This is a genomic window from Micromonospora sp. CNZ280, from assembly GCF_011759515.1.
The window spans coordinates 115102-130835 of the sequence record NZ_JAAOYP010000001.1; the positions used below are offsets into that span (position 1 = coordinate 115102).

Consider the following 15734-nt stretch of genomic DNA (forward strand, 5'->3'; position numbering starts at 1 on the left):
GGCGCGACAGGGGGCGGCATGCGGACCTTCGCGGTCTCGGCGCTGCGGGAACCCCCCTTTCCCGCCGGGCGCCATGACAGCACGGACCAGGTGGCTCGGCAGAGCATCGAGTGGGCACGCGGTTTCGGTCTGATCGACAGCGGGCAGCGGCTGCGCCGGGCCGACGTCGCCGGACTCGCCGGCCGGGCCTGCCCGAGCGGTCCGGTCGAGCGGCTGCGCCTGCTCTCCGACCTGGTCGCCTGGCTGTTCGTGGTGGACGACGCCTGCGACGAGGACGGCCTGGGCGAGGCGCCGACCCGGCTCGCGCCCACGGTGGCCGCGCTGCTCGACGTGCTGGACCGGCACGGCGACCCGGCCGCTCCGGTGCCGACCGCCGCCGGCCCGCTCGGCGACGCGCTGGACGACCTGTGCCGGCGGATCCGGGCGGCCGGGCCGCCGGCGATGCTGCTGCGCTTCGCCGCTCAGGTCCGCGACTACCTGCTGGCGTTGCTCTGGGAGGCGGCGAACCGGGAGCAGGAGCGGGTCCCGCAGTTGGCGGAGTACGTGCAGATGCGCCGGCACACCGGCGCGGTCGGCCCCAGCCTCACCCTCACCGAACTGGCCCTCGGCGGGCACCCGGCGGCGGCCCGGCGGGCCGAGCCCGCGCTGCTCGCGCTGGACCTGCTCGCCATGGACCTGGTCTGCTGGTGCAACGACGTCTTCTCGTACGGCAAGGAGCAGCGGTCCGCGCCGGACGGGCACAACCTGGTCACCGTGATCGCCCGGGCGACCGGCGGTGACGAGGAGACCGCGCTGCGGGCGGCCGCCGACCGGTTCAACGGCGCGCTCGCCGCCTACCTGGCCGCGGAGGCGGCGCTGCTGCCCGAGGCCGACGCCGAATTGCGCCCGGCGCTGGTCGCGCGGCGTAACTGGATCCGGGCCACCTACGACTGGTCACTGGTGGCCGCCCGGTACGCCTGAATCCGCGTCCCACCACGCGGGATACGGCCGACCGACGGTCGGGGGGCTAGCCGACGCCACGAGGCAGGCAATACTCTTCGGTAACGAACACCGACGTGACGACCGTCACGCCTCCACCCCCGAAGGCGGCTACAGCGATGGCTCTCGATGTACCGTACCGTTCCATCCCGGAAATGTTCCTCAAGCGCGTCGCGGCCACCCCCGACCGTGACGCCTTCGCCCATCCGTCCCCGGACGACTCCGGCCCGGTCTGGCTGAGCTGGGCGCAGGTGGCCACCCGTGCCAAGGCGATCGCGGCCGGTCTGCACGACCTCGGCGTCGGCCAGGAGCACCCGGTGGCCATCCTGGCCAACACCCGGATCGAGTGGGTGCTCGCCGACCTGGGCATCATGTGCGCCGGTGGCGCCACCACCACCGTCTACCCGACCACCGAACCCGAGGACGCGACGTACATCATCGCCGACTCCGGTTCCCGGGTGCTGTTCGCCGAGAACCCGGCCCAGGCCGCGAAGATCGCCGGAGCGCAGCTGCCGGCGCTGACCCACGTGGTGCTCTTCGACGGCGAGCCGGACCAGTCCGCCGCGGCGCCCCAGCTCACCCTGGCCCAGTTGGAGGAGCGGGGCGCGGCCCGGCTCGCCGCCGAGCCGGAGCTGATCGAGAACATCGTCGCCGGGCTCGGCCCCGACCACCTGGCCACGCTGATCTACACCTCCGGCACGACCGGCCGGCCCAAGGGCGTCGAGCTGCTGCACGGCGGCTGGTGCTGGGAGGGCGTCGCGCAGGCCGAGCTCGGGCTGCTCCGCGACGACGACCTGCAGTACCTCTGGCTGCCGCTGTCCCACTCGTTCGGCAAGACCCTGCTCTGCGGCGCCATCCACGTGGGCCTGCCGACGTACGTCGACGGCCGGGTGGACAAGCTGGTCGACCTGCTGGCCGTGGTCAAGCCGACGCTGATGTGCGGCGCGCCGCGGGTCTTCGAGAAGGTCTACAACCGGGCGGTCACCACGGCGCAGGACGCCGGCGGCGCGAAGGCGAAGATCTTCGCCTGGGGCGTCCGGGTGGGCAAGGAGAAGGTCGCCCTCGAACAGGCCGGCAAGCCGGTGCCCGCCGGGTTGAAGCTGCGCTACGCGATCGCCGAGAAGCTGGTGTTCAGCAAGCTCCAGGCCCGGCTCGGCGGCCGGATCCGGGTGCTCGTCTCCGGCGCCGCGCCGCTCAGCCCGGACATCGCCACCTTCTTCGCCGCGGCGAACCTGCCGATCTCCGAGGGCTACGGCCTGACCGAGACCAGCGCCGGCAACTTCGTCAACCCGCCGGAGGGCCTGCGCATCGGCACCGTCGGCAAGGCGATGGGCGACCTGGAGTGCCGGATCGACACCGACGGCGAGATCCTGGTCCGCGGCCGGCCGGTGATGCGCGGCTACCACAACCTGCCCGAGGAGACCGCCGCCGCGTTCACCGAGGACGGCTTCTTCCGCACCGGTGACATCGGCACGCTGGACGCCGACGGCTACCTGAAGATCACCGACCGGAAGAAGGACCTGGTCAAGACGTCCGGCGGCAAGTACATCGCGCCGTCGCACATCGAGGGCATGTTCAAGGCCACCTGCCCGTACACCTCGCAGGCGGTGGTGATCGGCCAGGCGCGCAACTACTGCACCATGCTGGTCACCCTCGACCCGGACGCGATCAAGGGCTGGGCCGCCGGCACCCCGCTGGAGGGCCGCAGCTACGCCGAGATCGTCGCCTCGCCGGAGGCGCAGGCCATGGTCGAGGAGTACGTCGCCCAGCTCAACGGCAAGCTCAACCGCTGGGAGACGATCAAGAAGGTCACCATCCTGCCGCGCGACCTGACCATCGAGGACGGCGAGATCACCCCGTCGCTGAAGATCAAGCGCCGGGGCGTGGAGACCAACTTCGCCACCGAGATCGAGAAGATGTACGCCGGCACCCTCGCCGAGATCTGAGCGAGCGGCGGTCCCGCGCCCGACTCCCCCCGGTCGGGCGCGGGACCGCTTCCTTCAGCGCCCGCCGGCCCCGAGCACGAACGGGTAGCTCATCAGCCGCAGTTTGTTGCAGCACAGTGGACACCGGGGTTCAGCTCGGGTCTCGCGTGTTGGCGGCCAGCCATCGGTGGATCGGCGCGTAGGGCGCGAGCCGGTCGGCGCACCAGCCGACGATTTCCGCGGTAGCGATGGTCGCCGGGTGCGGGAGCCGTTGGGTGACGTGGAAGCCGTCGCGTACGGCGAATCGAGCGGCCGGGTCGGCTGCGGTGAAGCCGGCCGGTGGGCGAACGCGGGTCGGTTCGCTCAGCTGGGCGCCTGTGTCCACGAGTGCGGCGACGGCCGTGTCGAGTTCGGCGGCGCGTGCCGGGTCGCGCAGGGCGGTCCGGTAGCGGTCGAGTGCGGTGCCGGTGAGGGCGAACACGCCGGCGCCGAGGTGGATCTCGGTGGGCGTGATCCGCAGGATGAGTGCGGGATCGCGCCGCGGCCCGACGTCACCTTCCCAGAATGCGAAGTCGAGATGTGCCTTGTAGGGCGGCTTGTCTTTGCCGAAGCGCAGGTCGTTGGCGATGCGGAACAGGCTGCCACCGATGCGGGGATCAGCGCGCAGCCGGGCGCAGACCCGCTGCTGGAGTGCGGCGCCGAGCACGACCACGAAGGCTTTGGACGGTTCGAGCAGCTGGCTCTGGAAGGTGCGGCGGTGGGCGTCGAAGTACTGCTTGTTGTTGTCGCGGGCCAGCCCCGCCAGGAACGCCAGGCCGGCGGGGCTGAAGCCGCGGAAGGCTGGCTGGTCGGTCGGTCTGGCGGTGCCGGCCGCCGGTGCCGTGGTGCCGGCCGCGTGGGCGCGGGCTTCGGTGAGCAGGCGTTGCCAGCGTCCGCGGTCGGGTTTGTGGATGGCGACCCACTCCCGGAACACCCGCCCGGCCGGGGCGAACGGCTCGCCGATACCCTCGGCGACGAGCTGGCCGACGCGTTCTCGGGGCAGTTTCACCAGCAGCGCCGCGGTGTGCCGGTCGAGTGAGGCGAAGAACCGGCCGTCGAGGCGGACGCAGGGCAGGCCCATCATGGTCGAGCGTTGCACGGCCGGGTCGGCGTACATCGGCTCGACCAGGTCCCAGAAGAGGTCTTCAGCGGTCATCGTGGCGTCGTCTCCCTGAGCGTCGTCATGGTGGTCCTCGTCCGTTGGCCGCCGGCCGTGCCCGTGGGTCGCGGACACCAGCAGGGTCGGCGGCGGGCCGTTCATCCAGCGGCCGGGGTGAACAGGGCGACGACCGCTCCGGACGGGTCGGCGACCATGACCGCGGTGCCGGCCGGTCCGACGGTCTTGTTCTGGACAACGCTGCCGCCGAGCGCGGTGGCGTGCTCGGCCGCGGCGTCGAGGTCGTCGACCATGATGTAGGGGATCCAGCGGCCGGCGGTGGGTGCCTCGGTCGGGGCGATGCCGGCCCAGGGTTGCTCGCCGTCGGTCATCCAGCCCTGGTAGCCGCCCATGCCGGGGCTGATCGTCCAGCCGAACAGCTGCGTGTAGAAGGCCCGGACGCTGTCGCTGTCTCCGCTGGTGGTGGTGAGGTCGAACCACACGAACGGTGCACCCATCAGCGATTACCCTCCTGCCGTGCGCTGCGTGCGAAGAGCCGGTCGGCCCCTCATCTGTTTCTGATCCCGTGCCGGAGGTGAACTCATCGGTGGTGTCATACCGAGGCCGCTACGGTGTACCGGTGGGCACCACACGCAAGCTCGCAGCCGAGGTTGGCGACCTTGACCTCGGCCGGGTGTTGGCTGCCGCCCGCGCCGGTGACGATGACGCGTTCCGGGCCCTGGTGGCTCCCCACCTGCGCGCATTGCACGTGCACTGCTACCGGATGCTGGGCTCGTATGCCGACGCGGAGGAGGCGGTGCAGGAGGCGACCATGCGGGCCTGGCGCGGGCTTGCCGGCTACCAGGGCACCGGCCCGCTGCGGCACTGGCTGTACCGGATCGCCACCACCACCTGCCTTAAGCTGATCAACCGGCGCGGCCGGGAGCCGCTCGCCTCTACGGGCGAGGTCGCCTGGTTGCAGCCCTACCCGGACGTGCTGCTCGGCCAGTTGACCGATGACGACGCCGACCCGGCCGCGGTCGTCGAGCGGCGGGAAAGTGTGGCGCTGGCGTTCATAGCCGCCTTGCAGCTGCTGCCCGCCACCCAGCGGGCGGTGCTGATCCTGCGTGAGGTGTTGGACTGGCCGGCGCGTGAGGTCGCCGACCTGCTCGACACCACCGTGGCCGGGGTGAACAGCGCGTTGCAGCGCGCCCGCGCCACGCTCGCCGTCGCACCTACGCCCGACCCTCACCCGGGCCGCCTGAGCAGGCATGAGCAGCGGGTGCTGGACGAGTTTCTGCGCGCCTGGCACGCCCGCGACATCCCCGCCCTCGCGGCGGTGCTGCGCGACGACATCGCGTTGACCATGCCACCCCAGGCGATCCGGATCGTCGGCCGCGACGCGGTCGCCAGGTTCTTCGCCACCGTACCGGCGAACGGGCGACTCGACCGCGTCCGGCTGGTCGTCACCCGGGCCAACGGACACCCCGCTCTTGCGGCCTACCTTCCTGACAACGGCGAGTGGGAGTGCCGCGGCTACGGGATCATGGTGTTGACGATCATCGGAGAGCAGGTGGCGACCATCACCGGCTTCCCGGATCCCGACCTGTTCCCTCTGTTCGACCTGCACGCCACCACCCGCTGAACCCATCCGTCGTGGACGTGCACAGCGATGCGCCGACGTCGAGCGAACAGGCCGTTACGTTCCGGCGGCCTGGCGCGATGAACCGTTCGCCTGGTCACCGACCGCTGCGCCGGCCGCGTGTAGGGCCGAGCGGCTCACCGCGACGCAGAGGCCGCCCTGGCGACCGGAACGGCCGGCTCACAGGTGGTGCCCCCGCCACCTGGTCTGCTCCTCCTCGGCGGCGAGCTGCTCCTCCAGCGCCACCTGGCGAACCCGCCACCGGCGGGGCGCGTCGACCACCGTCTGCACCCCCACCACCGCCACCGTGGCGACGGCCAGCAGGGCCAGCGCGACCAGCTCGGGCAGCTGCCCGGCCACCGGCACCAGCAGGAGCAGCACCAGCACCCCGCCGACCGTCGGCCAACGCGCCGCGCCGAGCATCCGGCCGCCGAGCACGATCATCGCGAGCAGGTAGACCGATACCCCGCCGTAGAGCGCCAGCAGGTCGAGGCTGGGCAGCGTGACCCCCCAGGCCGGCGTCTCGGGATCGGCCCCCTCGTAGATCAGCCCCTTGAGCCCGAGCGCGAAGAGGATGACACCCGCGACGACGGGCAGGTGCAGGTAGGTGTAGACGTCCCGGGCCAGCACGGCGCGGGCGAGCCGGTCCCGGGTGCGGTGCAACGCCTGCTCCATGGCGAACGCGAGGGTGTCGAAGTACGCCCACCACAGCGCCGCGACCACCGCGATGCCGAGCACCGCCCCGATGAGCACCGGCCAGGTCAGCGGCAGGCTGGAGGTGCCGCTAGGCCCGAGCCCGAGCGCGATGATGGTCTCGCCCAGGGCCACCAGGATGATCTGGGCGTGCCGTTCCGCCCAGTGCCCGGCGGAGAGGATCGTCCACCCGGTGCCGCGCAGGGCCAGCCCGACGCCGTACTCGACGGCGATGGCGGCGATCCACAACAGCAGCCGGGCGAGCCCTTCGGCCCATCCGTCGAAGAGGCGCTGCGGCAGCAGCGCGGCGGCGACGATGAACGAGGTGGCCAGCAGCACCGGCAGGGCCGTCAGCACCCACCGCTGGTGCAGGTCGCGGTTGTGGCGGCCGACCCACAGGAAGATCGACACTTGGCTGGCCCGGACCAGGAGGTAGCAGGTGGCGAAGACCAGCGGGCCGGACAGCCCGCCCGGCCGGTCGACGAACGCCTTCGGCAGGGTGAGCGCCAGCACGAAGGCGGCGGCCATGGTGACGAAGCCGACCAGCGGCACCACCCCCTGGTCGGTGCGGACCACGTTGCCCAGCGCCGCGAAGCCGGTCCAGCACCACCAGAGCAGGGCGAGCACCACCAACGCCTGGATCACGCCGCGGACCGTCGGGTTGCCGGCCGCGGCGGTGGTGACGTTCAGGAAGGCGAAGACGAAGACCAGGTCGTAGAAGAGTTCCAGCCGGGTCGCCCGGGAGCCCGGCGCGCTCCGCTGGACCCCGCTGCCCCGCCGGCCCCCGTCCGCGCGTCCCACCAGCGCAGTCTGGCAGCCCGTACCGGGCGAACGGCCGGTTCCCGGTCACGCCGGACGAACCTCCACCCTTCGGGTGGCGCCGGCGGTCCGGCCGACGGTCCGTCGTTCCGCCCCCGCCGGCTCAGGCGATGACGGCGGGCTCCCGCCACCGGGGCCGGCCGCCGCGGTCCAGGTCGTACCGGACCGCGGCGATCCGGCCGACCGCCTCGACCAGGTCGGCGGCGGGCAGCGTGAACGGCAGCCGCAGGAAGCGCTCGAGCGTCCCGTCCAGCCCGAACCGGGGCCCGGGGGCAAGCCGTACGCCGACCTCCTCGGCGGCCCGGGCGAGGGCGCTGGAGATCGGCCCGTCCAGCTCGGCCCAGAGGGTGACGCCGCCGCGCGGCACGGTCACCCGCCAGTCGGGCAGCCGCTGGGCCAGCGCGCCGAGCAGGGCGTCCCGCTGGGCGGCGAGCTGGGCCCGGCGGGACGCGACGATGGCCGGCGCGTCGGCCAGCAGGTGCACCGCGACCAGCTGGTCCAGCACCGGGCTGGCCATGTCCACCCCGACCCGGGTCGCGGCCAGCCGCTGCACCTGCGGCGCGGACGCGCGCACCCAGCCGATCCGCAGGCCGCCCCAGAACGGCTTGCTCAGCCCGCCGATGGTGACCACCCGCGAGTGCCGGTCGAACACGGCGGCCGGCGGGGGCACGACCGTGCCGTCCAGCGGCAGGTCCACGAAGGATTCGTCGATGACCAGGTCGGTGCCGACCGCGTGCGCGGTGGCGACCAGCCGCTCGCGCAGCTCGGCGGGCATCAGGTGGCCGGTGGGGTTCTGGAAGTCCGGGATCAGGTAGGCCAGCTTCGGGCGGACCTGCCGCAGGCTGCCGAGCAGCAGGTCGGCGTCCCAGCCGGTGTCGGCGGCCAGCCCGTGGGTGGTGATCCGGGCCCGGCGCGCGGCCAGCGCCGCCAGCGCGTTCGGGTAGCTCGGCGACTCCACCAGCACCCCGGCGCCGGGCGCGAGCGCCAGCCGGAGCACCAGGTCCAGGGCGTGCTGGGTGCCGTTGGTGACCATGATCTGGTCGGCCGAGGTGGGCAGCCCCCGCTCGGTGTACGCCTGCGCCACCGCCTCGCGCAGTTCGACGATGCCGGTCGGGTGGTAGCCGGCGCCACCCAGGTAGCGGGGCAGGTCCTCGGCGGCCGCCCGGGCGGCCGGCACCAGCTCGGGCGGGGCGGCCAGCGCCGCCACGCCCAGGTCGATCATGTCGTGGTCGTCCTGTGGGGTCCACAGTCCGGTGCTGGCCACCCGGTGGGTGCCGGGCAGCATGGTCCAGCTGCCGGCGCCCCGGCGGCTGGCCAGGTGGCCGCTCTCGCGCAGTTCCCGGTAGGCGGCGCTGACGGTGGTGCGGCTGATCCGCAGCGCCTGGGCCAGCTCCCGCTCGGCGGGCAGGCGGACGCCCAGCGGGAGCCGGCCGTCGGCCAGCAGGCCGCGTACCGCGCCGGCCAGGGCGGCGTAGTCGGGGCTGCGCCGGCGGCCCGGGAGGGCGTGCCACTGGCCGAGCAGCCGGGCCAATTGGACCCCTCGCACCTGGCTCGTCATGCCACTCCTCGAATATTGGCTCTCTACCGTGCTCCGGATTGGCCCCTAGGGTGGCATGCATGGCAGCGATTGGCAATCTCCGGTACCGCCCCGTCCGGCGGCTGACCCAGCTCTACGCGGGTCTCGTCCTGTACGGGGTGAGCATGGCCCTGATGATCCGATCGGGGCTGGGCCTGAACCCTTGGGACGTCTTCCACCAGGGGCTCGCCCGCGGCACCGGGTTGTCCTTCGGCACCGTGACCATCGCGGTCGGCGCGCTGGTCCTGCTGCTCTGGATCCCGCTGCGGCAGCGCCCCGGCCTCGGCACGGTGAGCAACGTGGTGGTCATCGGGCTGGTGGTGGACGCCGCACTGGCGGTGCTGCCGGCCGGCGGGCCGCTCGCCGTCCGGATCGGTCTGCTGGTCGCCGGCATCGTGGGCAACGGCGCCGCCACCGGCCTCTACATCGGCGCCCGGCTCGGCCCCGGCCCCCGCGACGGGCTGATGACCGGCCTGGTCGCCCGCCGGCCCGGCTGGTCGATCCGGGTGGTCCGCACCGGCATCGAGGTGGCCGTGCTGGCGGTGGGCTGGCTGCTCGGCGGCACCGTCGGCGTCGGCACGGTGGCGTACGCGCTCGCCATCGGGCCGCTGACCCAACTGTTCCTGGCGCGGTTCACCGTCGCCGAGCCGGTGCCGGCCCCGGGCCGGGCCGCGCCGGTGGCCGCCGGCTGACCCGCGTACCCGAGTGATCGCGCAACGTGCGGGCGGCGGGGCGGGTGTTCCCTTTTGGCCGCGGTGCCCGGCAGAATCTGCGCATGGGGGAGAGCGGATGGCGCTGGAGCGACGCCTGGATCTTCGTCTCGTTGGTGATCGCGAGTGGCGCCGGACGGCACCGCCGGTCGCCGTCCAGCCGCCGACCGGAAGGGGTCCGGCTGGCCGACGTGATCTCCACCGCCGACCACCTCAACCAGGCCATCCCCGAACGGCACGAGGTCGAGGAGGCGGTCCGCCGGCTGGTCGGCGCCGGCCTGGTCGACGTGGCCGACGGCTGGTTCCGGATCACCCCCGACGGTGAGCGGCTGTGGCGCACCCGGCCGAGCGCCGGGCTGGCCACCACGGTGGACACCGTGCAGGGGGTGCTCAGCCGCCGGCAGCCGCCGGTCAGCGCGGACTGGCACCTGGACGAGGCCGACCACGCCGCCGCCGTACAGGAATACCTGGTCCGCTCGATCCCGGCGCCACGCCGCTCCCCGGAGAACCGCGCCCACCATGACTGACGCCCGACCCAGGGGATTGACGGGCTTCGTCTTCTCTGCGGCCGGTGTTGGCGTTGGTGACGGTGGCGGTGCGGACGTCGTAGCGCGGGATGGGCTGGGTGTTGCGGCGGCCGGGTGGCCGTTCTGATCCTGGCCGGAAGGGTTCGGGTGCACCGGCCGGGCAGGTGGCCTCCGCGCGGAGGTGCCGAAACCGGCGGACGCGGGGCGGGTGACAGACGCCGCGGTGGTGCGGGTCGGTCGGGTCCCCACAGCACCTTTCGGGGTTGACGATCAAGCTGGCCGGCAGTGGCCACTCGCCTGATCAGGCGGGCCAGAACAGGGCGACCCCCTGCCCGGCGAGCAGACCGTAGAACGGGTTGCTGAGCGCGGTGACGATGAGCGCGACACCGCCGGCCAACGGCGCCTCCGCGACGGAGGGGAGATTCTCCGGCAGGATGACCGGCACGCCGAGCACCACGAGGAACCCGGCAATCGCCTGAAGCGGGATGTAGCGGCCGAGCCGGCCGACCAGCCCGACGAATGTGACGACTGCCATCAGCGCCATGAACAGGACTGTGGAGAACACCGGCTGGGCCGTGGCCGCCATCGGCGCCGGGGTGGTTTCGATCGGCGGCCCGCCGAGCAGTCCGCTGGCCAGGCTCGCCACTCCGGCGATCACGGTCATCCCGTCGAGTTCGGGACCCTTACCGGCGAGTTCGCTGTTCACCCGGTCGTAGGAGACGACCGACCCGGTCCGCAACGCGAACAGCGAGAACGCGCCCACCAGCACCGCCGGTGCGAACATCTCCCGCCACCGGAGCCGGATCGGGCGGATGCGCGGTCCGAACCGGCCGTGCCCCTTTGCGTTCGCGTTCTTCTCCTCGCCGCCACCGAGCTCCTTCTCCTCCTTCAGTTCCTCCTCCTCTTCCGCCTCCTCTTCCTCCTCCTCGCCGGCACCCACCTCCTCCTCCTTGGCTCCCGGCTGGAACCGCTGCGGCAGCACGTATCGGGCCACCGTCCCGAGAATCATGCTGGCGAGGATGACCAGGACGAGGTTCTCGGTCAGCGCGTAGACCAGCAGGCCCGCGACCACCGCCGGGACCGCCACGGCAGGGCGCTCCCGCAGATAACCGACCCCGACCCGGGTCAGGATGACCCCCACACCGACGATCACGCCGGCGACCACGGCCGGATCCAGCCAGCTGACGAAGGATGAGTACAGCCCGAGCAACCCGAGCGCGACGCTGGGGACGGCGGACAGCGCGACCACGTAGAAGATCTGCGGCGGCTTCTTCACCGACTGCGCGGCGACCGTGATGCTCTCCACCGTGAAGGTGATGGGCGTGACCACCTGGTAGAACCAGCCGAGGGCGGCGCCGATCGCGAAGGCGACGCTGGCCACGCGGGCGCTGAACCGGTGCCGGACGGCGTAGAGCCCCTCGGCCAGGCCGTCGGCCGTCATGCCCAGTGCCGCGATGATGGCGCCGAACATCGGCTCTCCTCTCGGTCAGGGTGCTACCGCGGCCGGTGGCCGCGGTAGCACCCTGGTACCGCCGGTCAGCCGCCGCCGGAGGCCGCGGCGCTCGAAGCGGCCGGGGTCATCGCATCGGCCTGCCTGGCCTTGTCGGTCTGCGGCTCGCCCTGCCGGGTACGGCCGAGCTTGCCGGCGCTGACCATCGCCGCGAGGGTCTCGCAGATCAGCCGCACACCCATCAGCGCGGTGATGTCCGAGGTGTCGTACGGCGGCGACACCTCGACAATCTCCATCCCGAGCAGCCCTTCGGCGGCGAACCTCCGCACCAGCTTCAGCGCCTCCCGCGGGTAGAGTCCACCCGGCTCCGGCCAGCCGGTTCCGGGGGCGAATCCGGGGTCGATGGAGTCGATGTCGAAGGACAGGTAGACCCCCTGTGCCCCGCCGCTCCAGGCCACCTCGAGGGCGATCTCGGCGGCCTTGTCGATGCCCAGGCGTTCGATGTCCTCCACGGTCAGCACCAGTGAGCCACCGTGTGCGCCCTCCGTGACGCCGGGGCGCGGCACCTGCCACCCGCCGATGCCGATCTGCACCAGGTTGCCCATGTCGAAATGCTTCTCGTGGGCGCTCCAGTAGAACGGCGTCGTGTGCATCCGCTCATCGAGGTCCTTGCGCTGGGTGTCGATGTGCCGGTCGAAGTGGATCACGCCGATCTTCTGGCCGACCGCGTTCATCACCCCGCGCGAGGTCGGGAAGCCGATCGAGTGGTCGCCGCCGAGGATCACCGGGAACGTGCCCTGGCCCCGGACGAACTCCACTGCCTTGGTGATCTGGTCGAACGCCTTCTCGATGTTGCCCGGCGTGATGAAGATGTCGCCGACATCGACCATGTCCAACTGTTCGCGCAGGTCGATGCCCTGCTCGTAGTAGTAGGGGGTGTACAGGCCGGAGATCCGCCGCATGCCCTCGGGCCCGAAGCGCGGACCCGGCCGGTAGGTGGTGCCGGTATCCAACGGGCAGCCGACGACGGCCACCTCATGCTGGCCGACCTCGTGGATGTTCTCCAGGTACGGCGTCTTGAGGAAGGTGTTGATGCCCGCGAAGTGCGGCAGTTCACCCCGGGCGAAGGTGCTCGCCAGGTGTTTCTCCTCGATCGAGTCGGCCGGCACGAGCCCGTGCTCGTGCCCACGGCGCAACTCCTCCTGCAGCTTCTTGTCAGTCAGTTCGGCCTGTAACCGCTTGGCCTTCTCCCCGCCGAGATCACCGGCGCGGATCCGCTCACCATCGACATCGAAGGTGCGGTCCTCACCCTCGACCTTCCTCTTCCCGTCCGCCATCGGGGCTCCCTCCGCCGCCGCCGTGCGGCAATCCACCTGACGATTGCGGCATTTCCGACAATTAATTCCAAGGCTAACGGCGGCCAACGGTGCTGTCAGAACTTCGTGGATAGCCGGTGGAGGAAGGTTCTGTCGGGGATGGAGCCTTGCCCGACTGAGCAGGGGATCGGGGAAACGCGGGCGTCAGCGCACCGGGTGTCCGGCCGAGCGCAGCGCCTCCTTGACCTGCGCCACGGTCAGCTCGCCGAAGTGGAAGACGCTCGCGGCGAGCACCGCGTCCGCGCCCGCGTCGACCGCCGGCGGGAAGTGCGCCACCGCGCCGGCGCCGCCACTGGCCACCACCGGGACGTCCACCGCCCGGCGTACCCGCGCGATGAGGTCCAGGTCGAACCCGGCCTTGGTGCCGTCGGCGTCCATCGAGTTGAGCAGGATCTCGCCGGCGCCCAGCTCGGCGCCCCGGCGAGCCCACTCGATCGCGTCCAGCCCGGTGCCGCGCCGGCCGCCGTGGGTGGTGACCTCGAAGCCGCTGGGCGTGGTGCCGGCCGGCGCCCGCCGCACGTCCAGGGAGAGCACCAGCACCTGCCGGCCGAACCGGTCGGCGATCTCGGCGATCAGCTCCGGCCGGGCGATCGCCGCGGTGTTCACCCCGACCTTGTCGGCGCCGGCCCGCAGCAGGGTGTCGACGTCGGCGACCTGGCGGATTCCGCCGCCGACGGTCAGCGGGATGAACACCGACTCGGCGGTACGCCGGACCACGTCGAGCATGGTGCCCCGGTCGCTGGAGGAGGCGGTGACGTCGAGGAAGGTCAGCTCGTCCGCGCCGGCCCGGTCGTACGCCGCGGCCAGCTCGACCGGGTCACCGGCGTCGCGCAGGTCGAGGAAGTTGACCCCCTTGACCACCCGCCCGGCGTCCACGTCCAGACACGGGATCACCCGTACCGCCACCGTCATGCCGCGAGCCTATCCGAGGCGGGTGCGGCGGCGGCCGACCCGGACGGGCCGGCCACCGCCGAGGAGGCCCGGGTCACACCCGGACGAGCATCTTGCCGAGGTTCTCGCCGCGCAGCAGGCCGAGGAACGCCTCCGGGGCGCGCTCGATGCCGTCGACGACCGTCTCGTCGTAGCCGATGCTGCCGTCGCGCAGCCAGCCGGACATCTCCCGGACGAACTGCCCGCGCAGCGCGCCGTGGTCGCCGACCAGGAAGCCGCGCAGGGTCAGCCGCTTGCCGATGACCAGCGCCAGGTTGCGCGGCGCGGCCGGCGGCTCGGTGTCGTTGTACTGCGCGATCATGCCGCAGATCGCGGCCCGGCCATGCGGCCGCATGGCGGAGATGGCCGCCTCCAGGTGGTCGCCGCCGACGTTGTCGAAGTAGACGTCGATGCCCTCCGGCGCGGCCGCCTTCAGCGACTGGCGGACCGGACCGTCGTGGTAGTCGAACGCGGCGTCGAAGCCGAGCGTCCGCAGCCGCTCCACCTTGGCCGCCGAGCCGGCGCTGCCGATCACCCGGGCCGCCCCCCTGAGCTTGGCGATCTGCCCGACCAGGCTGCCCACCGCGCCGGCCGCGGCGGAGACGAAGACGATCTCCCCCGGCTTCATCCCGGCCACCTCGAGCAGCCCGGCGTACGCGGTCAGCCCGGTCATCCCGAGCACGTGCAGGTACGTGGTGACCGGCGCCAGATCGGGGTCGACGGTACGCGCGGAGCCCGCGTCGACCAGCGCGTACTCCCGCCAGCCGAGCCCGTGCAGCACCCAGTCGCCGGGGGCGAAGCCCTCGGCCTCGCCGGCCACCACCTCGCCGACCGCGCCCCCGTCCAGCGGCGCGTCGAGCTGGAACGGCGGGACGTAGGACTTCACGTCGTTCATCCGCCCGCGCATGTACGGGTCCACCGACAGGTACCGGTTGCGGACCAGCAGCTGACCGGGCCCCGGCTTCGGCACGTCCGTCTCGACCAGCCGGAAGTTCTCCGCCGACGGCCAGCCCTGGGGCCGGGACGCCAGGTGGATCTCCCGGTTGACCGCGGTCACCCGGCCTCCCGCACGATGAGCGCGACCTCGATGTTGCCCCGGGTGGCGTTGGAGTAGGGGCAGACCTGGTGCGCCTGGGCGGCCAGCTGCTCGGCGGTGGCCCGGTCGACCGTCGGCAGGTCGACGACCAGCGTCACGGCCAGCCCGAAGCCACCCACGCCGTTCGGCCCGATGCCCACCTCGGCCTCGACCACCGAGCCGGTCACGTCCGCCTTGGCCCGCCGGGCGACCACGCGCAACGCCGAGTGGAAGCAGGCCGCGTAGCCGGCGGCGAAGAGCTGCTCGGGGTTGCCGGCGCCGCCGGCCCCACCCATCTCCTTCGGCACCGCCAGGTCGAGGTCGAGCGTGCCGTCGGAGGTCTGGACGTGGCCGTCCCGGCCGTCACCGGTGGCCCGGGCGGAGGCGGTGTAGAGCACCTGCATGAGGGGTCACTGCTCCTTCTGTCGGTGGATGGTCTCGGTGACCCGGGTGAGGGTGTCGCGGATGGCGACCAGCTCCGCGGCGGTCAGCCCGGTGGCCCGGGCCACCCGCAGCGGCACGTCCGCCATCCGTTCGCGCAACGCCCGACCCTCGGCGGTCAGGCCCACCTCGACCCGCCGCTCGTCGCGCGCCGACCGGCGCCGGACCACCAGGCCCGCTCCCTCCAGCCGCTTGAGCAGCGGCGAGAGGGTGCCGGAATCCAGCCGCAGGCGCGCGCCGAGCTCGGAGACGCCGGGCGCCTGCTCGTCGTGTTCCCACAGCACCAGCAGCACCAGGTACTGCGGGTAGGTCAGCCCGACCCGGTCGAGGATCGGGCGGTAGACGTCGGTCAGCGCGCGCGACGCCGCGTAGAGCGCGAAGCACACCTGCCGGCCCAGCACCAGATCGTCGGCCACCGGGAGACAGTAGCCCGCAATTAAGTTGTGCACAATCTGTT

15 protein-coding genes are annotated in these 15734 nt (G+C 72.5%); 5 read left to right on the forward strand and 10 right to left on the reverse strand.

The genetic code is table 11. From position 1 onward, the window contains the following. The first annotated feature begins 18 nt into the window (after positions 1–18). Positions 19–960, forward strand: a complete 942-nt coding sequence (locus FHX32_RS00520) for a terpene synthase family protein (RefSeq protein WP_167178457.1) — start codon at positions 19–21, stop codon at positions 958–960. Positions 961–1097: 137 nt separating this feature from the next. Beyond that, entirely contained in the window at positions 1098–2924 is a 1827-nt protein-coding gene (locus tag FHX32_RS00525; RefSeq protein ID WP_167178459.1) for an AMP-dependent synthetase/ligase, read from the forward strand. Positions 2925–3054: 130 nt separating this feature from the next. Here the strand turns inward: FHX32_RS00525 and FHX32_RS00530 are convergent, their stop codons facing one another. Together FHX32_RS00530 and FHX32_RS00535 are read right to left on the reverse strand one after the other, a co-directional pair. Then, entirely contained in the window at positions 3055–4098 is a 1044-nt protein-coding gene (locus tag FHX32_RS00530) for a DUF2461 family protein (RefSeq protein WP_167178461.1), read from the reverse strand. 101 nt (positions 4099–4199) lie between these two features. Then, a complete protein-coding gene (locus FHX32_RS00535; RefSeq protein WP_167178463.1) occupies positions 4200–4556 on the reverse strand; it encodes a VOC family protein in 357 nt (118 codons plus the stop codon). A 122-nt stretch (positions 4557–4678) separates the two neighbouring features. On the opposite strand from FHX32_RS00535, the gene FHX32_RS00540 reads away from it, so the two are divergent. Continuing rightward, positions 4679–5683 (forward strand): RNA polymerase subunit sigma-70, encoded by a 1005-nt coding sequence (locus FHX32_RS00540; RefSeq protein WP_486480853.1) that lies wholly within the window; start codon positions 4679–4681, stop codon positions 5681–5683. Positions 5684–5860: 177 nt separating this feature from the next. Here the strand turns inward: FHX32_RS00540 and FHX32_RS00545 are convergent, their stop codons facing one another. Together FHX32_RS00545 and yczR are read right to left on the reverse strand one after the other, a co-directional pair. Beyond that, complete coding sequence (locus tag FHX32_RS00545) at positions 5861–7174, reverse strand: low temperature requirement protein A (protein WP_167178465.1); 1314 nt, start codon at positions 7172–7174, stop codon at positions 5861–5863. Positions 7175–7295: 121 nt separating this feature from the next. After that, entirely contained in the window at positions 7296–8750 is a 1455-nt protein-coding gene (yczR, locus tag FHX32_RS00550; RefSeq protein ID WP_167178467.1) for a MocR-like transcription factor YczR, read from the reverse strand. A gap of 59 nt (positions 8751–8809) precedes the next feature. Here yczR and yczE point away from each other — a divergent pair, with 59 nt between their 5' ends. Beyond that, on the forward strand, positions 8810–9460 hold the full coding sequence (yczE, locus tag FHX32_RS00555; RefSeq protein ID WP_167178469.1) for a membrane protein YczE: 651 nt from the start codon (positions 8810–8812) through the stop codon (positions 9458–9460). 83 nt (positions 9461–9543) lie between these two features. After that, complete coding sequence (locus FHX32_RS00560; protein WP_167178471.1) at positions 9544–10005, forward strand: hypothetical protein; 462 nt, start codon at positions 9544–9546, stop codon at positions 10003–10005. Positions 10006–10306: 301 nt separating this feature from the next. Here FHX32_RS00560 and FHX32_RS00565 read toward each other — a convergent pair whose 3' ends face one another. The 6 genes from FHX32_RS00565 to FHX32_RS00590 all read right to left on the reverse strand — a co-directional run bounded on the left by FHX32_RS00565 (position 10307) and on the right by FHX32_RS00590 (position 15693). After that, on the reverse strand, positions 10307–11476 hold the full coding sequence (locus FHX32_RS00565; RefSeq protein WP_167178473.1) for a hypothetical protein: 1170 nt from the start codon (positions 11474–11476) through the stop codon (positions 10307–10309). Between the two features lie 65 nt (positions 11477–11541). After that, the gene (locus FHX32_RS00570) at positions 11542–12879 is read right to left on the reverse strand and encodes an agmatinase family protein (protein ID WP_208417890.1); all 1338 of its coding nucleotides are present in this window, start codon (positions 12877–12879) and stop codon (positions 11542–11544) included. A gap of 96 nt (positions 12880–12975) precedes the next feature. Then, positions 12976–13743, reverse strand: coding sequence for an imidazole glycerol phosphate synthase subunit HisF (gene hisF / locus FHX32_RS00575; RefSeq protein WP_167178475.1), 768 nt, complete (start codon positions 13741–13743; stop codon positions 12976–12978). Between the two features lie 73 nt (positions 13744–13816). Next, the gene (locus FHX32_RS00580) at positions 13817–14818 is read right to left on the reverse strand and encodes an MDR family NADP-dependent oxidoreductase (RefSeq protein ID WP_167178477.1); all 1002 of its coding nucleotides are present in this window, start codon (positions 14816–14818) and stop codon (positions 13817–13819) included. Then, positions 14815–15240, reverse strand: coding sequence for an organic hydroperoxide resistance protein (locus tag FHX32_RS00585; RefSeq protein ID WP_167178479.1), 426 nt, complete (start codon positions 15238–15240; stop codon positions 14815–14817). Before FHX32_RS00585 ends, FHX32_RS00580 begins: the two co-directional genes overlap by 4 nt. A 6-nt stretch (positions 15241–15246) precedes the next feature. Next, the gene (locus FHX32_RS00590) at positions 15247–15693 is read right to left on the reverse strand and encodes a transcriptional regulator, SarA/Rot family (RefSeq protein WP_167178481.1); all 447 of its coding nucleotides are present in this window, start codon (positions 15691–15693) and stop codon (positions 15247–15249) included. Positions 15694–15734: the final 41 nt, after the last annotated feature.